Source organism: Bradyrhizobium sp. DOA9, from assembly GCF_000617845.2.
Taxonomy (GTDB): domain Bacteria; phylum Pseudomonadota; class Alphaproteobacteria; order Rhizobiales; family Xanthobacteraceae; genus Bradyrhizobium.
The window spans coordinates 5,488,323-5,509,672 of record NZ_DF820425.1 but is presented as its reverse complement, the minus strand read 5'-3'; the positions used below and the strand labels follow the sequence as shown (position 1 = coordinate 5,509,672).

At 65.4% G+C, this 21,350-nt stretch carries 19 protein-coding genes; 13 read left to right on the top strand and 6 right to left on the bottom strand.

Going from position 1 to position 21,350, the window contains the following annotated elements:
* Positions 1-186: 186 nt before the first annotated feature.
* The 5 genes from BDOA9_RS25880 (at position 187) to BDOA9_RS25860 (ending at position 7,816) form a co-directional block, all read left to right on the top strand.
* Positions 187-867 carry a response regulator transcription factor gene (locus BDOA9_RS25880; protein ID WP_025036866.1) on the top strand — a complete coding sequence of 227 codons (681 nt, stop codon included), beginning with the start codon at positions 187-189 and terminating at the stop codon, positions 865-867.
* A 9-nt stretch (positions 868-876) separates the two neighbouring features.
* Positions 877-2,301, top strand: a complete 1,425-nt coding sequence (locus BDOA9_RS25875) for a sensor histidine kinase (protein WP_025036865.1) — start codon at positions 877-879, stop codon at positions 2,299-2,301.
* A 60-nt stretch (positions 2,302-2,361) separates the two neighbouring features.
* The gene (rpoH, locus tag BDOA9_RS25870) at positions 2,362-3,285 is read left to right on the top strand and encodes an RNA polymerase sigma factor RpoH (RefSeq protein WP_025036864.1); all 924 of its coding nucleotides are present in this window, start codon (positions 2,362-2,364) and stop codon (positions 3,283-3,285) included.
* An 80-nt stretch (positions 3,286-3,365) separates the two neighbouring features.
* Positions 3,366-6,548, top strand: coding sequence for an efflux RND transporter permease subunit (locus BDOA9_RS25865; protein WP_025036863.1), 3,183 nt, complete (start codon positions 3,366-3,368; stop codon positions 6,546-6,548).
* Positions 6,545-7,816: an efflux RND transporter periplasmic adaptor subunit gene (locus tag BDOA9_RS25860; RefSeq protein ID WP_025036862.1), complete on the top strand. Its 1,272-nt coding sequence runs from the start codon at positions 6,545-6,547 to the stop codon at positions 7,814-7,816. Before BDOA9_RS25865 ends, BDOA9_RS25860 begins: the two co-directional genes overlap by 4 nt.
* A 57-nt stretch (positions 7,817-7,873) precedes the next feature.
* On the opposite strand, the gene BDOA9_RS25855 is transcribed toward BDOA9_RS25860, so the two are convergent.
* From BDOA9_RS25855 to BDOA9_RS39050, 6 genes are all read right to left on the bottom strand, one after another.
* Positions 7,874-8,419 carry a hypothetical protein gene (locus BDOA9_RS25855; protein WP_025036861.1) on the bottom strand — a complete coding sequence of 182 codons (546 nt, stop codon included), beginning with the start codon at positions 8,417-8,419 and terminating at the stop codon, positions 7,874-7,876.
* Between the two features lie 129 nt (positions 8,420-8,548).
* A complete protein-coding gene (locus BDOA9_RS39510) occupies positions 8,549-8,695 on the bottom strand; it encodes a hypothetical protein (protein WP_244521524.1) in 147 nt (48 codons plus the stop codon).
* Positions 8,685-9,050: a hypothetical protein gene (locus BDOA9_RS39505; protein WP_025036860.1), complete on the bottom strand. Its 366-nt coding sequence runs from the start codon at positions 9,048-9,050 to the stop codon at positions 8,685-8,687. Before BDOA9_RS39505 ends, BDOA9_RS39510 begins: the two co-directional genes overlap by 11 nt.
* Before the next feature lie 93 nt (positions 9,051-9,143).
* Complete coding sequence (locus BDOA9_RS25845; RefSeq protein ID WP_025036859.1) at positions 9,144-12,284, bottom strand: efflux RND transporter permease subunit; 3,141 nt, start codon at positions 12,282-12,284, stop codon at positions 9,144-9,146.
* Positions 12,281-13,453, bottom strand: coding sequence for an efflux RND transporter periplasmic adaptor subunit (locus BDOA9_RS25840; protein ID WP_025036858.1), 1,173 nt, complete (start codon positions 13,451-13,453; stop codon positions 12,281-12,283). The genes BDOA9_RS25845 and BDOA9_RS25840 overlap by 4 nt, the downstream gene beginning before the upstream one ends.
* A 20-nt stretch (positions 13,454-13,473) precedes the next feature.
* Entirely contained in the window at positions 13,474-13,947 is a 474-nt protein-coding gene (locus BDOA9_RS39050; RefSeq protein ID WP_192859611.1) for a hypothetical protein, read from the bottom strand.
* A 417-nt stretch (positions 13,948-14,364) separates the two neighbouring features.
* Between BDOA9_RS39050 and BDOA9_RS25830 the strand changes: the two genes are divergently transcribed.
* The 8 genes from BDOA9_RS25830 to BDOA9_RS25795 all read left to right on the top strand — a co-directional run bounded on the left by BDOA9_RS25830 (position 14,365) and on the right by BDOA9_RS25795 (position 21,349).
* Positions 14,365-15,150, top strand: coding sequence for an alpha/beta hydrolase (locus BDOA9_RS25830; protein WP_025036856.1), 786 nt, complete (start codon positions 14,365-14,367; stop codon positions 15,148-15,150).
* A 98-nt stretch (positions 15,151-15,248) separates the two neighbouring features.
* On the top strand, positions 15,249-16,898 hold the full coding sequence (gene mdcA / locus BDOA9_RS25825) for a malonate decarboxylase subunit alpha (protein WP_025036855.1): 1,650 nt from the start codon (positions 15,249-15,251) through the stop codon (positions 16,896-16,898).
* 9 nt (positions 16,899-16,907) lie between these two features.
* A complete protein-coding gene (gene mdcC / locus BDOA9_RS25820) occupies positions 16,908-17,225 on the top strand; it encodes a malonate decarboxylase acyl carrier protein (RefSeq protein WP_025036854.1) in 318 nt (105 codons plus the stop codon).
* Positions 17,222-18,160, top strand: a complete 939-nt coding sequence (locus BDOA9_RS25815) for a biotin-independent malonate decarboxylase subunit beta (protein WP_025036853.1) — start codon at positions 17,222-17,224, stop codon at positions 18,158-18,160. The genes mdcC and BDOA9_RS25815 overlap by 4 nt, the downstream gene beginning before the upstream one ends.
* Positions 18,147-18,869: a biotin-independent malonate decarboxylase subunit gamma gene (mdcE, locus tag BDOA9_RS25810; RefSeq protein WP_025036852.1), complete on the top strand. Its 723-nt coding sequence runs from the start codon at positions 18,147-18,149 to the stop codon at positions 18,867-18,869. Before BDOA9_RS25815 ends, mdcE begins: the two co-directional genes overlap by 14 nt.
* Positions 18,844-19,524 carry a malonate decarboxylase holo-[acyl-carrier-protein] synthase gene (gene mdcG / locus BDOA9_RS25805; RefSeq protein WP_025036851.1) on the top strand — a complete coding sequence of 227 codons (681 nt, stop codon included), beginning with the start codon at positions 18,844-18,846 and terminating at the stop codon, positions 19,522-19,524. The genes mdcE and mdcG overlap by 26 nt, the downstream gene beginning before the upstream one ends.
* Entirely contained in the window at positions 19,521-20,402 is an 882-nt protein-coding gene (gene mdcB, locus BDOA9_RS25800) for a triphosphoribosyl-dephospho-CoA synthase MdcB (RefSeq protein WP_025036850.1), read from the top strand. The genes mdcG and mdcB overlap by 4 nt, the downstream gene beginning before the upstream one ends.
* Positions 20,399-21,349: an AEC family transporter gene (locus BDOA9_RS25795; protein WP_025036849.1), complete on the top strand. Its 951-nt coding sequence runs from the start codon at positions 20,399-20,401 to the stop codon at positions 21,347-21,349. Before mdcB ends, BDOA9_RS25795 begins: the two co-directional genes overlap by 4 nt.
* Position 21,350: the final 1 nt, after the last annotated feature.

The following is a 21,350-nucleotide window of genomic DNA, read 5'->3' as shown; positions in this document are numbered from 1 at the left end:
GAACCGCAATTTAATGGCACGGCGTGCGCAGCAAGCCTATCTCGTAAGGCAGCGGGCGACCGGCGTCAGGCGGCATCAGCGCCGCGTCTTAGACTTGCGCGGGCACTGAGCATGACACGATGCGACGCCGAACCCGTGCTGTCCAGCCGCGCATCGAGGCGCCGTGCGGACGATGGGACGAGGCTCATGACCCGGATTCTCCTGATTGAGGACGACACTGAAACCGCAGAGGCGATCCTCGCCGAACTCGGCGATCGCGGCTTCGAGGTGCAGTGGGCCGGCAACGGCGTCGACGGTCTCGATCGGGCGCGTGCGTCGAGCCCCGACGCCATGATCGTCGATCGCATGTTGCCGGGAATGAACGGGCTCACCATCATCGAGACGCTGCGCAAGGATCACATCAGGACGCCTGTCCTGGTGCTGAGCGCGCTCGGCGCGGTCGATGACCGCGTGCGCGGCTTGCGCACGGGGGGAGACGACTATCTCACAAAGCCGTTCGCCCTGGTTGAGCTGGTCGCGCGGATCGAGGCGCTGCTGCGCCGTCCGACCGAGCGCCGCGCGACCAGGTTGCAGGTCGGGTCGCTCGAACTCGATCTGATCGAGCGAACCGCGCGACGCGGCGAACGCAGGCTCGACCTGTTGCCGCGCGAATTCCGCCTGCTCGAGTACATGGTGCGCCGCAACGATCAGCTCTTGACGCGCGCGATGCTGCTCGAGGAGGTCTGGCACTACAAGTTCGTTCCAGCCACCACCAACCTGATCGACGTGCATATGGGCCGGCTTCGTCACAAGGTGGACGGTCCCGGGGAGGCACAGCTCATCCACAATGTACGAGGCTCCGGCTTCGTCTTGCGCTCGCGGTCGTAGGGAGGGGCGATGCCGCAGACTCAGTTGATCCGCTCCAGCACGTTCCTCTGGGCTCTGGCCGTGGCGGCCTCCTTCGCGCTGTTCGTGGTCGCCTTGTTCGCCTTCATCTACTGGAAGCTCGATGCCTATCTGGTCGCGCGGTCCGATCGCATGATCACCACGCAGATCAGCTTCGTTGCGGAATTGTCCCCGGCCCGCCGCGTCAGCGCCATCGCGGATCACCTCGCGCAGGATTCCAGGGGCGTGCAGTACGCGGGACTGTTCGATGCCGCCGGCAAGAGGCTGGCCGGCAACATCGACCGTGTGCCGCGCGAGCTGGGGCTCGATGGAGCGGCGCAGGGCGTGCAACTCGATCTGTCGGAGAAGCCGACGGCGCATAGTCCCGTCGTCAGGGCGGTCGGCAGGCGTCTCGACGGCGGCGATGTCCTGGTGATGGGACGGAACGTCGACGAGACGCGCGAGATATCGAGCGTGGTGGGCCAGGCGCTGGCCCTGGGCCTGCTGCCGGCCTTCAGCCTCTGCCTGCTTGCCGGTGTCTGGCTGAGCTTGCGTGCCCAGCGACGCGTAGAGGAGGTCAACCAGCGGGTCCAGCGCATCGTGGCCGGCGAGCTGCGCGAGCGGCTTCCGGAGGGCGGGACGGACGACCCGTTTGCGCGGCTGGCCAGGATCGTCAACGGCATGCTCGATGAGATGGAGACGATGATCAATGCGCTCGCCGGCGTCGGCAACGACATCGCTCATGATCTCAGGACGCCGCTGACTCGCGTCCGCCTGGCGCTGGAGCGCGGGCGGACGCATGCGGCAACGCTGGAACAGCTGCAGGACGTCACGGACAAGGCGATCGCCGGCATCGACCAGTCGCTCGCGATCGTCACGGCCTTGCTGCGCCTGACGGAGATCGAGAACAACCGCCGCATGGCCGGCTTCGGCGAGGTCCCGCTCGACGAGATCCTGCGGGAGGTGTGCGACGTCTACGAGCCGATCGCCGAGGACAAGCATGTCGGGCTCGGCGTCGTCACCGAGCGCAGTGTGCAGGTGTGGGGTGACCGCGACCTGCTGTTCGAGGCGGTCGCCAATCTCGTCGACAATGCGATCAAGTTCACGCCGTCGGGCGGGCGGGTGGAGCTTGCCCTCGAAACTGAGGACGACACCGCGCTGCTGCGCGTGAGCGATACCGGGCCCGGTATCAGCGAGCAGGAGCGCGAGGCCGTGCTGCGGCGGTTCTACCGCTCCGACAAGATACGCAGTACGCCAGGCATCGGGCTTGGACTGAGCCTGGTGGCGGCGATCGTCAAGCTGCATGGGTTCCGGCTGATCATTGGCCCGGCTCCCGGCGGGCGGATCGAGATCCTCGCCTGGACCGGGAGGGCGGGCAGGGCCATCACGCACCGGTCGCGCGCATTGCTGCACGCAGACGCGGGCCAGATGGGATGAGCCAAATGACGTGCGATGCCTTTGAGATCAACCAACCCGCCTGGACCATAGGAGTGACAAATGCAGACGAGCCATGAAGTGGCGCGGCGCAATCCCGTTGCCGTGCCGGTCGCGGCGGCGTCGCCGCCGTTCCTCACCGCTTATTCCGTCGCCATCCGGCGCTATGCGCTGCTCGAGTCGGGTCAGGAGCAGCAGCTCGCGCGTCGCTGGCAGGAAACGCGGGACCGGCGCGCCGCGGATGCGCTCGTCACCAGCCATCTTCGGCTCGCCGCCAAGCTGGCGCGGGGCTACAGGGGATACGGCCTGCCTCTGGTCGATCTCATCGCGGAGGCGAATCTCGGCCTCGTGATCGCGGCGTCGCGCTTCGAACCAGGCCACGACGCGCGATTCTCCAGCTATGCGATCTGGTGGATCAAGGCCACCATTCACGACTACATCCTGCGGTCCTGGTCCCTGGTCAAGATCGGGACGACGGCTGCCCAGAAGAGGCTGTTCTTCAAGCTCCGCGGCGAGATCAGGAAGGTCACCGGAAGCGCCATGGAGGGGCTTACGCCCGATGTCGCCGAATTGATCGCTGCGAGGCTAGAGGTGACGGCGCGCGAAGTGATCGAGATGGACGCGCGGCTCAACGGTGACACGTCGCTGAACGCGCGCGTCGGTGACGGGGACAGCGGAACTGAGCTGGAAGCCCTGCTGGTGGACGGAGCGGCCGACGCCGAGACGATGCTTGCCGATCGCGACCAGACGGAGCAGCGCAGCAGGGCTTTGCGCGCTGCGCTGGATGGGCTTGGGCCGCGGGAGCGTCATATCTTTCAGGCGCGGCGGCTGACGGAATGTCCCGCTACGCTCGATCAGCTCGCCAGCGAGCTGTCCATATCCAGCGAGCGAGTTCGGCAGATCGAGATCCGTACCTTCGCCAAGGTCAAACGGGCCGTCATGAACACCGCGCATGACGCGTCACACGCTGCCACGCGCATCGACTGAATTCGTTTTCATTTGAACGGAGGCGCGGCCGTCCTCACCTGTCCGACGATCCTGCACAATCCTCTACCAGGCAGACCATTATGGGAATTGTTCGCTTCGCGCTGCGGCTTCCGCACACTTTCTACGTGCTTGCGGCGTTGATCCTGTTCCTCGGCGGCATCGCGATCCGCTCGATGCCGACAGACATCTTTCCGGAGATCCGGATCCCCGTCGTCACCGTCATCTGGAGCTACACCGGCCTCTCGACGCCGGAGATGGAGCAGCGCGTCAGCACCTACAGCCAGTATTCGATCAGCGCCAATGTCAGCGGTATCAAGAACATCGAGGCGCAGACCCTCAACGGCCTGTCGGTTCAGAAGATCTACTTCCAGCCGGACGTCAATCTCGATCTCGCGATCTCGCAGATCGTCTCGGCGACCAACGCCATCCGCGCCCTGATGCCGCCCGGCATTCAGCCGCCGATCATCGTGCAGTTCAATGCCTCGAGCGTGCCGGTGCTCCAGCTCAGCCTCGAATCGAACAGCCTGAACGAGCAGCAGCTCTACGATTTCGGCATCTACCGGGTCCGCCAGCAACTGGCTCCCGTTCCAGGCGTGACCCTGCCCACGCCTGCCGGCGGCAAATACCGCCAGATCATGATCGACCTCGATCCGAACAAGCTGCTGTCGCGCGGATTGACGCCGCTCGACATCGTCAACGCGGTGAACACGCAGAACCTCACGCTGCCGACCGGCACGACCAAGATCGGCGACACCCAGTATACCGTTCGCACCAATGCGACGCCGGCGACGATCGATGACCTCAACATGATCCCGGTGAAGTTCGCGAACGGGGCCACGATCTTCCTGAAGGACGTCGCCCAGGTCCGCGACGGCGCCCAGGTCCAGCAGAATATCGTGCGCGAGGACGGCCACCGCGCCGTCCTGCTCAGCGTCATCAAGAACGGCAATGCCTCCACGCTCGCCGTCGTCAACGGCGTGAAGCACGCGTTGGCATCGATCCGCGCTTCCGCTCCGGCGGGACTGAAGATCAACGAGCTGTTCGACCAGTCGATCTTCGTCGCCCACTCGGTCGGTGGCGTGCTGCGCGAAGGCGCGATCGCGGCCGGTCTGACGGCGCTGATGATCCTGGTGTTCCTGGGATCGTGGCGGTCGACGCTGGTCGTCCTGATCTCGATCCCGCTGGCGATGCTGTCCTCGCTGATCGTCCTGTATTTCCTCGGCGAGACCCTCAACACCATGACGCTCGGCGGCCTCGCCCTTGCCGTCGGCATCCTCGTCGACGATTCGACGGTGACGATCGAGAACACGCACCGGCTCTGGACCGAGGAAGGCATGCCGCTGCCGGAAGCGACCCTGCACGGAGCCGCTGAGATCGCGGTGCCGACGCTGGTCTCGACGCTCGCGATCAGCTGCGTGTTCACCTCGGTCGTGTTTCTGGAGGGTCCGGCCAAGTACCTCTTCACGCCACTCGGCCTTGCCGTGGTGTTCGCAATGCTGGCCTCCTACGGGCTATCGCGGACGCTCACGCCGATCACCATCGGCCTGCTGCTGAAAGGCGAGCGGCGCCATCGCGAGGGCGAGCGCCCGTCGAACATGTTCGCGCGCGCCTCCGCGGCGTTCGAGCACGGCTTCGAGCGCCTGCGCGACGGATATTCCGATCTCCTCGACAAACTGCTACGACATCGCGTCATCGTTCCCGTCGTCGCCACGCTGGTGCTGGCACTCGGTGCCACCATGTTCGCCTGCGTCGGCAGGGACTTCTATCCCCTGATCGACGGCGGCCAGATCCAGCTCCACGTTCGCGCGCCCGCGGGCACGCGGATCGAGCGGACGGAAGCGATTTTCCAGGCGGTGGAGGACAAGATCCGCGAGGTCATTCCGGAGCGCGACCGGGCGCTGATCGTCGATAACATTGGCCTGCCGGCGCGCGCCTACAATCTCGCATTCACTGACGGCTCGACCATCGGGGTGAACGACGGCGTCATCCTGGTGTCGCTGAAGGACGGGCATAAGCCAACTGCGGATTACGTCAAGAAGCTGCGGCAGGTGCTGCCATCGGCGTTCCCGGAGGACACGTTCTATTTCCAGGCAGCGGATATCGTCACGCAGATCCTGAATTTTGGACTTCCGGCGCAGGTCGATGTCCGCACGGTCGGTTACGGTAACAACAACCTCGCCGTCGCCAAGGAGCTGCAGAAGAGCCTCGCCGCGATCCCCGCCGTCGTCGATGCGCATCTGCAGCAGGAGGTCGATGCTCCCGCGTTTTATGCCGATATCGACCGCACTCGCGCCGCGCAACTGGGCCTCAATGCCAGCACGGTGGCGACCAATATCAATGTCAGCCTGAGCTCGTCCGCGCAGGTCTCGCCGAATTTCTGGACGGATCCAACGTCGGGCATCCCCTATTACCTGGCGGTACAAACACCGGAATACAGGGCCAATTCGTTGAACGCCCTGGGCAACACGCCGGTGTCGGCCTCGCTTGCCGCAAGCGGCCAGACGGTGCCCGGACTGCTCAGCAATGTCGCCACCTTCAAGCGGGGCACCGTTCCCACCAATTCGAACCAGGCCAATGTCCAGCCGGTTTACGACGTCTATGCGAGCGTACAGGGTCGCGATCTCGGCAGCGTCGCGGCCGACATCGAGAAGGTGACGTCCACGCTGCAGAAGCAGCTGCAACCGGGCAATTCGATTCAAGTCCTGGGACAGATCCAGAGCATGCATCAGTCGTTCCGCGATCTCGGAATCGGATTGCTGTTTGCGGCCATCCTCGTCTACCTGCTGATGGTCGTGAACTACCAGAATTTCGGCGATCCGTTCGTCGTCATCATGGCGCTCCCGGCGACATTCTGCGGCATCGTGACGATGCTGTTCATCACCGGGACGACGCTGAACGTGCCGTCGCTGATGGGAGCCATCATGGCGATCGGCGTTGCCTCGGCAAATTCCATCCTGCTCGTGACTTTCGCGCGCGACGAGCAGTTGAAGGGGCACTCGGCGTTCCAGGCGGCGCTGAGCGCGGGCCGGACGCGAATCCGGCCCGTGCTGATGACCGCGGCGGCGATGATCGTGGGCATGATCCCGATGGCGATCGGTGGGCCTGGCGAGGAGCAGAATGCCGCGCTCGCGCGGGCGGTCATCGGCGGCCTGCTGTTCGCGACCCCGACCACCTTGCTGATCGTGCCTTATCTCTTCGCCATGCTGCGCATGGGCAACGACGGCAAGCCTCACCACGGCGTATTCGAGGAGCAACCGGAATGAGTGACGTTCGCGCAAGGACCGATGACGAGGGGGCGAGAGACCGCCCCCGGGCAGAAAACCTCCGGGTCGTGGAGCTGCCGGGCAAGGGCGCGCGATACGGCCGCCGTTACGGCGGCGCGCTGCTCGGAGGAGGCGTGCTCCTGCTGCTTGCGGGCGGTCTCGGCATTGGCGGCTGGCGGCACTATGAGGCTGCGCGTGACGTGGCTGCGGTGGCGGAGCAGGCTCGAACCAACATTCCCGAGGTTCGGGTCGCGACGGTCAAGCCCGGCGGTGCGATCATGAAGGTGAGCCTGCCGGCGACGACGACCGCGTTCGAGGCGGCCAACATCTTCGCGCGGACCAGCGGCTATATCGAGAAGCGCCACGTCGATATCGGCGATCGGGTCAAGAAGGGCGACCTCCTCGCGGAAATCACCGCGCCTGAGCTCGACCAGCAGATCGCTCAGGCGCAAGCAACGCTCGCGCAGGACCAGGCCGCGCTTCAGCAGGCGCAGGCAAGCCGGGAACTGGCCGAGGTGACCAACTCGCGCGACAGCAATCTCGTCAAGCAGGGCTGGTTGACGGCACAACAGGGCGACAACGATCGCCTTACCCTGCGCGCGCAGCAAGGCGCGGTGGGTGTCGCCCAGTCGAACATCACGGCGCAGGAAGCGCAGATCCGAGTTCTCCAGCAGGAGAAGTCCTACCAGCGTGTGGTGGCGCCATTCGACGGCGTGGTCACGCAGCGTAACGTGGACAACGGCAGCCTGGTATCAGCGGGGTCGACTTTCATGTTCACGCTGATGCATTCCGACGTGATCCGAACCCAGGTGTTCGTGCCGCAGGACGAAGCGTTCGGCGTTGGCCCGGGCGTCGATGCGGATATCCGCGTTCCCGAGATTCCGGGGCGGACGTTTGCAGGCAAGGTCACGCGGATCGCGACCGCGCTGCAGCCGGGCAGCCGGACGCTGCTGACCGAGATCGACGTTCCCAATCCGGACGGGCTGCTCAGCCCGGGTATCTATTGCACGGTCGAGCTGTCGATCCCGCGTCGGACGGCATCGACGACGATCCCGTCCGATGCGCTCGTCTTCGACCAGAGCGGCCTCCATGTCGCGGTCGTGCGCAATGGCACGGTTCATTTTCAGCAGGTCTCGATCTCCCGGGATTTTGGCACCACGGTGGAAGTGCGCGACGGCGTGCAGCCGGGCGACCAGGTCGTGCTCAATCCTGCGGTCAATCTGGCGGAGGGATGCAAGGTCACCGTTCGCAAGACCGAGACGGGCTAGGACCATGGTGATGAAGCGGATCGCGTTCGCGACGATCTTGGCTCTGCAACTGGGCGGCTATCCAGTCGAAGCCCAGGTTGCAACGACCGGTACAACGGCAATGGGTTTGCCGACGGTGCCCGGCGCGATCGTGATTTCGCCGCTCAACAGTCCCGGGCCCTTTTCCGCAACGACCGTGTCAGGTGCCCCGGACACGACGCTGGCACCGGTTCCGCTCGCGTCGGATCCGACGACGCCGGGGACGGTGGTGGTCTGCGCTCCGCCGTCGTCATCGCCGACGCCGGTGCCGGCGACGCCGACCGTATCGCCGACAGGCCTTGCACCACCGGGCATCGCGGCGCCGTTGCTGCCGGTCATAGGGCAGAACAGTAGCGCCATCGGGACGATCTTTTCAGCTGCGCCCTCAGGAACAGGTGCGACGGTCGGATGCAGCGCGACGCCGGGGGGAGAGGTGACGAGCGCTGCCTCCTTGCCGTTGTCGATCCCGCAAGTGGCTACAAGCCCCGCGCCTGGTACGATCCAGGCGGGCGCCGGTGGTGCCGGTGGCACGGGCATAGACCCGGACGCGGCCGTCGTGCCCAGTCCGAACAGCTCGTCTTGCATGGAGGGCGTCTCGATGAATCTCGCGTCGCCTGCGACTGTGTTGCCGGCGAACGCCTCAGGCGCGGCGCCGACGCCGGGCGTATCGCCAATCCTGCCGCCGGGATGCTGACGTGCAAGGCGGATCGAACGCTAGTGGCAGGTCCATGACGCAGGATTGTTGACGTCACGGGTCGAGATGCCCGGTATTTCTGCCAAGGCGCGGGCAAAGGTGAGGACGGGAAGATCGATCTCCTGGTCGAACAGAGCGCCGACCGGACCGACGAGATCAAGTGCCATTTGCTGACGGTCCGATCTCGCCATGATTCCTGCCCAAGCTGCCGAAACCTTCAGCTCTTTGAAAAGGCAGTGCTGGCTTCGGGCCACGGACCAGTCCTTCGGCGAACAGCACTTCGGCTCGCGAGAGCTCGGATGGGTCCTTGACCAGGAGAATCTCGGCCTTGATCCGCAAGAGATCCGCAAGGCAGCATAATCGCCACCTTTGCCGCGATATCGTCACGGCTTCCTCCACCGCGGCCAGCGCCAGCGCAGCCTCGCCGCTTGCCAGCAGGCCTTCGGCAAGTGATCCGAGAAATTCCGGATTGCCCATCAGCCATCCATTCTCGGTCCGCGCCTTCAGGCCGCTGCGCAGCATCGCTAGTCGGGCATCATGCTGGCCTTGTAGGACGAGCAATTGCCCCTTCAGGCAGGACGTCCAGCTGGTCCAGAAAGCAACTCCTTCGCTTTCTCAAGCGGATTTATGACTCAATTCCGTCTCTACCTCGGCTTCGGACGGGTTGGATGTCTCGGCCCGCGGCTTGCGCCCGGTCAGCCTGTTGCCGAGCCGGTCGAGATAGAGATAGACGACGGGGGTCGTGTAGAGCGTCAGGAGCTGCGACAGCATCAGGCCGCCGACGATGGTGTAGCCGAGCGGCTGGCGCAGCTCCGCGCCGGTGCCCGAGCCGATCATCAGCGGCACGCCGCCGAGTAGCGCCGCCATCGTCGTCATCAGGATCGGGCGGAAGCGCAGCGTGCAGGCCTGGTAGATCGCCTCTTCCGGGCTGAGCCCATGCTGGCGCTCCACCTCGAGGGCGAAGTCGACGAGCATGATGCCGTTCTTCTTGACGATGCCGATCAAGAGGATGATGCCGACAATGGCGATGACGCTGAGATCCATATGGACCGCGAGCAGCAGCAGCAGCGCGCCGATACCCGCCGAAGGCAGCGTCGACAGGATTGTAATGGGGTGGATCAGGCTCTCGTAGAGCACGCCGAGGATGATGTAGATCACGATCAGCGCCGCCCCGATCAGCAACGGTGTGCCTCGAAGGGAGGACTGGAAGGCCTGCGCATTGCCCTGGAACGAGGTCGACAGCGAGGCAGGCTTGCCGGTCTCCTTCTCGATCTTTTGGATCGCCGTCACCGCATCGCCCAGCGCGACGCCGGGCTTCAGGTTGAACGAGATCGTCACCGACGGGAACAGGCTTTGGTGATTGATCAGGATCGGCGCGGGCTTGATCACGCTGTGAACCAGGGTGCTGAGCGGCACCTGCTGGCCGGTGGCCGAGTTCAGGTAGATGTCCCTGAGCGCTTCGGGCCCGTACTGGAAGCGTGGATCGACCTCCATCACGACGTGATACTGGTTCAGTGAGGTGAACATGGTGGAGACGATGCGCTGGCCGAAGGCGTCGTCGAGCGCATTGTCGATCGTGGTCGGCAGGATGCCGAAGCTCGAGGCGACCTCGCGATCGACGGTAACGTCCAGCTGCGGACCGGCATTGGCCTGGTCGCTTGCGACGTCGCTGATGACGTCGAGCGCGCGGAGCCTCTCCAGGAAGATCGCCGACCAGTGGGTGAGCTCGTTGGAATCGGCGTCCGTCAGCGTGTATTGATACTGCGTCTTCGACAGGCGGGCGCCAATGGTGATGTCCTGGGAGGCCTGCATGTAGAGCCTGATGCCCTGGATGTGGGCGAGCCTGGGCCCCAGCCGTTCGATGATCTGGTCGGCGCTCGCCTTGCGCTCCGGCTTCGGCTTCAGCACGATGAAGATGCGCCCCTGGTTCAGCGTCGCCGTCGGCCCTCCCGGACCGATATAGCTCGCCACCGACTGGATCGCCGGGTCCTTCGACAGGACGTCGACGATCGCCTGTTGGCGTTCGGACATGGCCGGGAAGGAGATGTCCTGGGCAGCCTCGGTGATGCCCACGATCTGCCCGGTGTCCTGCTGCGGGAAGAAGCCCTTCGGGATGATCACGTAGAGATAGCCCGTCAGCGCGACGGTCGAGAGCATGACCAGCAGCGTCGCGAAGCGATGGCGCAGCACGACGCGAAGGCCCTGCGCGTAGAGCGCAAGCAGGGCATCGAAGCCACGTTCGAAGACGAGGTAGAGCTTGCCGTGCCTGCTCCGCGAATCGTCCTTCAGGAGGCGGGCGCACATCATCGGCGTCAGGGTGAGCGAGATCACAAGTGACAGCAGCAGCGAGGCGGTGATTGTGACCGCGAATTCCTGGAACAACTTGCCGACATAGCCACCCATCAGGAACAGCGGGATGAACACCGCGATCAGCGACAGCGTGATGGAGACGATCGTGAAGCCGATCTCGGCGGAACCCTTGAGTGCTGCCTCCATCGGCGTCATGCCCTGCTCGAGATGGCGCACGATGTTCTCGATGACGACGACGGCATCGTCGACCACGAAGCCCACCGCGATCGACAGCGCCATCAGCGAGAGGTTGTCCAGGCTGTAGCCGAGCACGTAGAGCACCGCGAAGGTACCGACCAGCGCCAGGGGGACCGTGATCGCCGGAATGACGGTGGCCCAGAAATTCCGCAGGAACAGGAAGATGACCATCACCACCAGGGCGACCGTCAGCATCAGCGTGAATTGAACGTCGGAGACCGCGGCGCGGATGGTGGCGGTGCGATCGGCGGCGATCGTCACCTTGATCGCCGGCGGAACGGAAGCCTGGAGCTGCGGCAGCAGCTTCTTGATGCGATCGACCGTCGCGATGACGTTGGCGCCGGGGACGCGCTGGATGGCGAGGATGATGGCCCTCTCCTTGCCGTACCAGCCGGCCAGAAGATCGTTCTCTGGTCCCTCGATCGCGGTGCCGACGTCGCGTATCCGCACCGGCGAGCCGTTGCGATAGGCGATGATGAGGTCTTCGTAGGCCGAGGGCTTCAGCAGCTGGTCGTTGGTGTTCAGCGTATAGGTCACGCGTGGGCTGTTGAGCGTGCCCTTCGGCAGATCGACATTGGCGCCGGCGATCACGTTGCGAACGTCTTCGAGACCGATGCCGCGGGCTGCAAGCGCCTGCGGATTGATGCGGACGCGGATTGCGGGCTTCTGCTGGCCGCCGATGCCGACGAGACCGACACCGGGAACTTGCGAGATCTTCGGCAGCAGGATGTTTTCCGCATAGGCGTCGACCGTGGTCAGTGGCAGCGAGTCCGAGGTCAGCGCGATCAGCATGATCGGCGTCTCCGCCGGGTTCACCTTCCTGATCGTGGGAGGGTAGGGGATATTCGGCGGCAGGAAAGGGCTGGCGGCATTGATCGCGGCCAGGACGTCAACCGCCGCGCTGTCCACCGTCCGCGACAGCTCGAATTGCACGGTAAGCTGAGCTACGCCGAGCGCACTGGACGAGGTGATCTGTGTGATGCCGGGGATTTGACTGAGCTGCTGCTCGAGCGGGGTTGCGAGCGACGAGGCGATGGTGCCGGGATCGGCGCCGGGCAGTTGCGCCGAGATCTGGATGGTCGGGTAATTGACGTTCGGCAGTGCGCCGACCGGGAGCAGCGGATAGGTCGCAAGGCCGCACAGCAGCAGGCCGGCCATCAGCAGGGCGGTGGCGATCGGCCGCAGGATGAAGGGCGCGGAGAGGTTCATGGTATCGCGTTCTGCACGGCGCTCTGCAAGTCGGCTTCCTGCGCCGCCTTGCCGTGCAGCTCGCGAACGCGGCTGCCCTCCGTCAGCCGATACTGACCGTCGACCACGACGACGTCGCCCGGCTTCAGCCCCTGGTCGATCAAGGCCTGTCCGTCGCTGATCTGCGCGACGTGAACGGGACGCAGGGCCGCGGTCCGGTCGGGAGATACGACGTAGACGTAGCTGCCGTTCGTCCCCTGCTGCACGGCGGAGCCGGCGACGGTGAGCGCATTCTTCTGAACCTCGAGCAGCAGGCGGGCGTTCACCAGCTGGCCCGGCCACAGCCGGTGCTCGTGGTTCGGAAACACCGCCTTGAGCTGGACGGTGCCGGTCGTCCCCGCGATCTCGTTGTTGACGAGCAGCAGCGTGCCCTCGTCGAGCTTGATCTTGTTGTCCTGGCTATAGGCGATGACCTTCAGCTCGCCCTTTGCGGCGTGCTCCTGGATGACGGGCAGGTCCGTCTGCGGCAGCGTGAACAGCAGCGAGATCGGCTCGATCTGCGTCACGACGACGAGACCGTTCGGGTCGGTCGGATGAATCACGTTGCCGACGTCGATCTGGCGCACGCCGGTGATTCCGGGAATTGCCGACGTGAGCCGCGTGTAGCTGAGTTGGACATTGGCCTCGTCGATCTGGGCCTGGTCCGCCTTCACGGCGGCCTTGAGCTGCGCGACCTGCGCGGTCTGCGTCTCGATCAGTTGCGGGGTCGCATAGCCCTTGTCGCCCAGCTGATTGTAGCGTGAGAGATTGGCCTCGGCGTTCACGAGCTGCGCCTGGTCCCTGTCGCGGTTGGCCGTCAGCTGCTCGATCTGGGCCTCGTAGGGACGCGGATCGATCTGGGCGAGCAGGTCGCCGGCCTTGACCGTGCGTCCCTCGGTGAAGGCGATCTTGACGATCTGCCCCTGAATCTGGCTGCGCACGACGTCGGTGTTGTAGGCGATCACCGTTCCGATACCGCGCAAATAGATCGGGACGTCCTTGCCGGTGACCGTGGCCGCGACCACCGGCACGGCAGCAGGAACCGGCGTGGCCGCCACGGCGGGCTTCCGGTCTCTGCCGGACAACCAGAGACTGCCGCCGATCAGGAGCGCGGCGAGAGCAACGAGGGCAATGGCGAGGTTCCGTTTCACGGAGGTCGTCCTTCTTGATCTCAGGGATTGCCGGAGCCGTCCATTGGAGACGTGCCGACCGTGGAGTTGGGCCCGGGCACCGGCATGGACGGGCTTATTCCGGCGCCGCCGATCTCGGTGGAGCCCAGCGGAATTCCGACGCGCCCGACCGTCGATGTCGAGGGCAGGGGCGAGGCAGCTACGACGCCACCGGCGCAATTGCTCGACGAGGTGCCGGACAGCCCCCCGCCGTCGAACAACGCTCCCGTCGAAGCAGTACCACTCGACCCGACGCAGCCCGTGGCGCTCTGCATGGGATTGATCGGAGAGATGCCGGGCGTCGCGATCTCGGTCGATCCCAACGGAATGCCTACGGGCCGCGTGGATTGCGGGTTGAGCGGCGAGGTCGCGAGCATGCCGGCAGTTGGTGGCATTCCCGGTGCTGCTGTCTGGGCGATGGCTGCGCCCGAGACCAGCCAGAGCATGCCGGTCGCAAGCATCGCACTGGGATTCATCAACAAAACCCAGTGCGATCCCCGCCTGCGTGCGGCGATATCGTTCGATGAGTGCTGCTTATGCATGGGGAACGCTCCACCTGATTGCATCGACACTAGAAAGCTGCGCTCGGGTCGGTATTTCCAGAACGCACGTTCGGCTCCCCGGCTGCACGACCGCGTTGCCGGGTCGTCTCGCCATCGTGCCTGAAGCGGCCTTTCCTATCGGAGCTCGCGTTCTTCTCGATGGCCAGGCGATCCGGCAATTTGCGACGGATTCACGCTTCCGACAGATCGTGTCAGGGATTTCAGTGTGCCTGACGTGGTCCTCCGTCCAAGAGGCCCGGCGTGCGAAGTGGCAATGACAGTTGCTTGCCGAAATACGCAGGCGAACAGCGAAACTAGTGTCGCGTCATTCCAACCCGGAGTGATCCCGACATGAAACACCTCAACGCTGGCCTCGCCTTTGCTGCAGCCCTTTCCCTGTTCGCGAGCGTCGCCCCGGCGCGTGCGGAACCCCTGAAGAACATCGTCCTCGTGCACGGCGCCTGGGTGGATGCGTCCGGCTGGAAGCCGGTCTACGAGATCCTGGTGAAGGAAGGCTTCCGCGTCACCATGGTGCAGGAGCCCGAGACGTCGTTCGCCGACGACGTCACGGCGGCGAAGCGCATCCTCGATCTTCAGGACGGCCCGACGCTCCTCGTCGGTCACAGCTATGGCGGTTCGATCATCACCGAGGCCGGTGTTCACCCCAACGTCGCCGGTCTCGTCTACGTCGCCGCGCATGCGCCCGACGTCGGCGAGGACGAATCGGCGCTGGGCAAGAAGACACCGAGCGTGCTCGGCAAGACCGAAGGCGTCATCAAGGTCACGCCCGACAAGTTCACCTATCTCGATCCCGCGCAATTCCCGAAGCTGTTCGCGCCGGATCTGCCGCGCGAGCGTGCCGAGTTCGTCGCGCGCTCCCAGGTTCCTGCCGCGGCGCAGGTGTTCAGCACGCCCCTGACGGCGGCTGCGTGGAAGACCAAGCCGAGCTGGGGCATCGTCGCCGGCGGCGACCAGATCATCAACCCGGATCTGGAGCGCTGGTATTACGAGCGCGCCAAGAGCCACACCACGGTGATCCCGGGCGCGAGCCACTCGGTCTACGAGTCGCATCCCAGGGAAGTTGCGGCCGTGATCACCCGCGCCGCACGCAGCATCGATCAACCTGCCACCCGCTGACGGCGCATTCTACCGGTCCTGACGCAGGGCCGGCGGAACGAAGGCCGGCGGGGGAGACGGCACTCCCGCCGGTTCGACTGTCCCATCAGGAGGATTCCGTGAACACCAGCTGGCAGAACAACCGGGCCGCGCGCGATGCCCGCATTGCGGCCGGCGCCGGCCTTGCCCGAGGCAAAATCGTCGAGGCACGCGATGCGACGCGCCTGCTCGAGGCCGTTATCAGGCCCGGCGACCGGGTTTGCCTCGAGGGCGACAACCAGAAGCAGGCCGACCTGCTCAGTCGCGCGCTGCTCGCGGTCGATCTCTCCAGGGTCAACGATCTGCACATGGTGCAGTCGGGCGTCGTTCTTCCCGAACATCTCGACCTGTTCGACCGCGGGGTCGCCAAGCGTCTCGACTACGCCTATTCCGGGCCGCAATCGGCGCGCATCGCGCGCATGCTGTTCGGCGGCAAGATCGAGCTCGGCGCGGTCCATACCTATCTGGAATTGTTCGCTCGCTATTTCATCGACCTGACACCGCAGGTCGCGTTGATCGCCGCCGTCAGCGCCGACCGCGACGGAAATCTCTACACCGGCCCGAACACCGAGGACACGCCGACCGTAGTGGAGGCGACCGCGTTCAAGGACGGCGTCGTGATCGCCCAGGTCAACGAGATCGTCGAGACGGTGTCGCGGGTCGACATCCCGGGGGACCGCGTCCACTTCATCGTCAAGTCCGACAAGCCGTTCTTCGTCGAGCCGCTGTTCACGCGCGATCCGGCCGCGATCACCGAGGGACAGATCCTGACCGCGATGCTCGCGATCAAGGGCATCTATGCGCCTTATGGCGTGCAGCGGCTCAATCACGGCATCGGCTTCAGCACGGCTGCGATCGAGCTCCTGCTGCCGACATTCGGCGAGCGGCTTGGGCTGAAGGGTAAGATTGCAACCCATTTTGCATTGAACCCGCATCCGGCGCTCATTCCCGCGATCGAGTCCGGTTGGGTACGGCAGATCCATTCATTCGGCTCGGAAGTCGGCATGGATGACTACATCCGCGCCCGCCCCGACGTGTATTTTACCGGTCCCGACGGCTCACTGCGCTCCAATCGCGCCTTTTGCCAGACCGCCGGCCTCTATGCCTGCGACATGTTCATCGGCTCCACGCTGCAGATCGATTTGCAGGGAAATTCGTCGACCGTTACCGCGTCCCGCATCGCCGGGTTCGGCGGCGCACCGAATATGGGGGCCGATGCCCGTGGGCGGCGGCACCCCAGCGGCCCCTGGCTGAAGGCCGGAGCAGAGGGCGACCCTGGTGGCGCGGCACTGCTGCGCCGCGGCCGCAAGCTGGTCGTGCAGATCGGCGAGACGTTCGGGGACAAGAACGTGCCACTGTTCGTCGAGAGGCTCGATGCCATCGAGCTCGCCGAGAAGCTCGAGCTCGAGCTTGCGCCGGTCATGATCTATGGCGACGACGTCACGCATATCGTCACCGAGGAGGGCATTGCGAACCTGTTGCTGTGCCGTACCGCGTCGGAGCGCGAGCAGGCCATTCGCGGTGTCGCGGGCTATACCGACGTCGGTCGTCGGAGGGACCATGGCATGGTCGCGCATTTGCGCGAGCGTGGGGTGATCCGTCGCCCGGAGGATCTCGGCATCAATCCGCTCGATGCGGATCGCAACCTGCTGGCGGCGCGCTCGATCAAGGATCTCGTGCGCTGGTCGGGCGGCCTCTACGCGCCGCCGTCGAAATTCAGAAACTGGTGAGGACGGTCCATGGAAGATCTCAGGTTCCAGCACAGGGTTCGCGCACCGGCCGGCGGCACGAGGCAGAGCGCAATCGTCGGCGTGGTCGCCTCGGGCAATCTGGAAGTGCTGGTGGAGCGCGTCTTGCCGGACGCGGAATGCGCCGTCGACATCAAGACCGCGGCAGTTGGCTTCGGCGAGGTGTGGACCGCCGTGATCGGCGATTTCGTCGAGCGCTATTCGCCCGGCGGGCTGAGATTCTCGATCAACGACGGCGGCGCGCGCCCCGATACGGTTTCGCTTCGCTTGGCGCAGGCGGTGCGATTGATCGCGGAGAACGGCCAATGAGCGCGCCCCTCAAGGACATCACACCGGCCGAACGCGCCCGCAGCACCAGCTTCCACGAAGCGTCGGCCCGCACGAGGCTGGAGCTGCTGCTTGACGCCGGCAGCTTCGTCGAGTTCATCGGTCCGGAGCAGCGCGAAGTCAGTCCTCACTTGAAGATTTTTGATCTTCCCGAACAGTTCGACGACGGCATCGTCGTCGGCCGCGGCCGCCTCGACGGCTCGCCGGTGTTCGTTGCCGCGCAGGAGGGTCGCTTCATGGGCGGCGCCTTCGGCGAGGTGCACGGCGCCAAGCTGACGGGGCTACTCCGCGCCGCGCGCCAGATCGCATTGATCCCCGTCTTGATCCTGTTCGACACCGGCGGCGTGCGGTTGCAGGAAGCCAATGCCGGCGAGCTCGCCATCGCCGAGATCATGCGGGCGGTGATGGAGGCGCGCAGCGCTGGCGTCAAGGTGATCGGCCTGATCGGCGGCAGGTCCGGATGTTATGGCGGCGGTGGATTGATCGCAGGCTGCTGCTCGGCGCTCGCCGTCTCGGAGCCTGGACGCATCGCAGTGTCGGGCCCCGAAGTGATCGAGACCAATCGCGGTGTCGAAGAGTTCGACTCGCGCGACCGCGCGCTGGTCTGGCGCACCATGGGCGGCAAGCATCGCCGGCTGCTGGGCGCCGCGGATGTCTTTGCCGACGACAATGTGCAGGATTTCCGCGAAGCCGCGCTCGAACTGCTGGGCCTGATCGGATCTTTCGGCCTCGACAGCTTGAAGGCAGAGCAGGAGCGGCTTGCCGACCGGCTAAGCCGCTACGGCGCCTGCCTGGATGCCATCGACATCTGGACGGCGCAGGGCATCGCGTGCGCTGAAACGGTTCCGGAGCTGCCGGCCGATCAATTCATTGCGCTCGCCGACGAAATCGGGAGGACCAGCCGTGACGCTCGATGACATTCTAGGCTCGCTCTTCCCCGACGGCCATGAGATCAGGAAGGACAAAGGCGTCCTTCTCGGCTGGGCGACGCCGCGATGCGGCGAAAAAATGCTCGTCGTCGGTGTCGCGGATCTGACCGCACTGGGCGTCGACGAGGCGATCAGATTGTCCGGCCATCTCCTGGCGTCGATCGGCCGCGACTCTGGCCCGATCCTTGTGCTCGTCGACAGCGACAGCCAACGCATGAGCAAGCGCGACGAGCTGCTCGGGCTGAACGAGTTCCTCGCGCATCTGGCCAAGGTGCTGATCCACGCGGACATGAGCGGTCGGCCGACCATCGGCCTTCTCTACGGTCACTCGGCGGCGGGCGCTCTGCTCGCGACGGGACTTGCAACCCGCGTACTGATCGGATTGCCCGGTGCATACCCTGCAGTGATGGACCTGCCGTCGATGGCGAAGGTCACCAAGCTGTCGATGGAAGCGCTCGAGGAGAAGGCGAAGTCGACGCCGGTGTTCGCGCCGGGGCTGTCCAATCTCGTGCAGATGGGCGCGGTTCACATGACATGGAGCAATGACGTCTCGCTCGCCGATCAACTCAAGGTGCTGCTGGCCGACCTGCCGGCCGCGCGAGACCAACGGGATGCGCTTGGCAAGGCGCGTGGTGGCCGGCTGAAGGCCGCCGATATTGCGGAGCGTGTTCGTGACCTGGCCCTGCAAGCACTGTGAGCGTTCGCCGGGTCGTCACGACCTCGTTTTCGTCAGCCCGGCGGGATGGCGCGCGATGCTGGAAGCGCGCGGCGATCTCGCTGCCGATGCGTTGGTCGCACGTTGGCCTCAAAGGGGCTGGCCGGCGATCAGGCGGCGCGCCCTGCCATGCGAGGATGTCGGTCTTGCCCTGGGCCTGCCATTGCCGCCCTCGGCCGGCAAGAAGCGGATCTCCCTCCTGGTTGATATCGACCACGTCCTCTCGGTGGCGAGGCCGCCGTCGCTGCCGCAGGCGCGCGCTTACGCGCCGCGCAACTGGTGGCCGACGCTCGATCGGCTCGACCGGTTGAAGCTTCGTCACTCGGTGGACACGCGCGTCTTCGGCAGCCTGGCCTGGCAATCACTGACCGGGCTCGACTACGTGACGGACCGATCGGACCTCGATGTGCTGTTCGAGTTCAGCGGTGAAACCGACATCGATCGTCTCGTTGCCGATGTGGCTGCGATCGAGAACGAAGCGCCGATGCGGATCGATGGCGAGCTGATGCGCGCGGATGGTGCTGCCGTGAACTGGCGCGAGATCCACGGCGACGGCAGCGAGCTTCTGGTGAAAAGCACCGAGAGCGTGATTCTCCTCGGCAGGAATCGATTCATTGCCGGAGCGAGGGGATCATGATCACCGCGGCCGTGCGAGGTTTTGAAGGGTCGGTTCAGCGTCGAACGCGCATCACGCCCGACGTCTCCGCCATCGGCGCCATCGCCACCCGCTGCCTCGTCGAGGAGCTGGAGACCTGGCCGAAGCCGGGGCTCGTGAGTCATGTCGACAATGGCAGTCACGACGACATGGACGCCGGCACGTTCCGGCGCAGCGCCGGGGCGATCAGGCCCCATCTTCAGCGCCTGGCCGATGCAGGCGCGAGAGGCTGCGGCATGGGGCGGCTGCGGATCATCGGCCTCGAGGCCGAGCGCGCGATGTTCGCCGCGACCGCGGGCGTCAACACGCATCGCGGTGCGATCTTCGGGCTTGGTCTGCTGTGCGCCGCGGTCGGCGCGAAAGCCGGCGGCTTGGTCGATCCGACACTTTCGCTCGGCGATACCGTGGCATGTCTGTGGGGCGATAGCATCCTCGGTGGACCGGTGTTGCTGCACAGCCATGGCAGCGTCGCACGCCGCCGCTTTCGCGCGGGCGGTGCGCGCATCGAGGCCGCGGCGGGGTTTCCCAGTGTCTACCGGATCGGTCTGCCGGGCCTGCGAAGAGCCAGGGCTGTCATGCCGGAGGATAGGGAAGCCGCCCGGGTCGAGGCTTGCTTTGCGCTGATCGCCTCCGTCGAGGACACCAACCTCCTGCACCGCGGCGGGCTCGATGGACTTCGCTTTGCGCATGAGGAGGCGCGTCGATTCATCGCTTCAGGCGGGGTTTCCGCGCCGGGCTGGCGTGAGCGAGCGCAAACGATCCATCAGAGCTTCGTCGCCCGCCGTCTCAGCCCGGGCGGATCGGCCGATCTGCTGGCAATGACGCTCTTCGTCGACGCCCATGAGGCGTTGAGCTCATGACGTCGAACGTCATATTGATGGCGCTGGTGCCAGTCTTGTTCGTGCTGCTGCTCGGGTTCGCCGCAGGCAAGGCGCGGATCGTCGACAATGGCCATGTCGAAAGCCTCAATGCGCTGGTGATGGATTTCGCGCTGCCGGCCTCGCTGTTCGCGGCGACCGCATCGGCGCCGCGCGACCGGATCACCGATCAGGTTCCAGTCTTCCTCGTGTTCGGCGTGACCATGCTGGTCATCTATCTCGCCTGGTACTGGTTCGAGCGCACATGCTTCGCGGTGGCGCGGTCCGATGCAGCAGTGCAGGCTCTGACGGTCGGCTTCCCAAATCTTGCCGGCGTCGGTCTGCCAATCCTGTCGACGCTGCTGGGGCCTGCCGGGGTGGTCCCGGTTGCTGTCGCGCTGGCAACGGGATCGATCCTCGTCAGCCCCCTGACCCTCGTGATCGCCGAGATGAGCGCCAGCAAGGCCCGCGGCACCGATGCGCGGGCAGCACCGCTCCTGACGGCCATCGGCCGCGCGTTCGCCAAGCCTGTCGTGTGGGCGCCTGCGCTCGGCGTCGCACTCTCGTTGTCCGGCCTGCATCTCGATCCACTTGTCCATGCCTGCCTCGTCCTGATCGGCAATGCGGCTGCGGGCGTCGCGCTGTTCTTGACCGGACTCGTGCTGTCGGCCCAGTCGCTGCGGATCGATTGGCGCGTCGTTGCGGCGACGGGAGCTGCGGACATCCTGCGTCCGTTGCTCGCAGTCGCGATCGCCCATGGCCTTCAGCTCGGTCCCGAAGTCGCGAAGACGGCGATTCTGCTTGCGGTATTACCGTCGGGCTTCTTCGGGATCCTGTTTGCGGTCAACTACCGGCTGGATTCCGCGACGGCGGGATCGATGGTCATTGCGAGCACCGGCGTCAGCGTCGCGACCCTGGCGATTGCGATCGCAACGCTGTTCTCTCACTAGG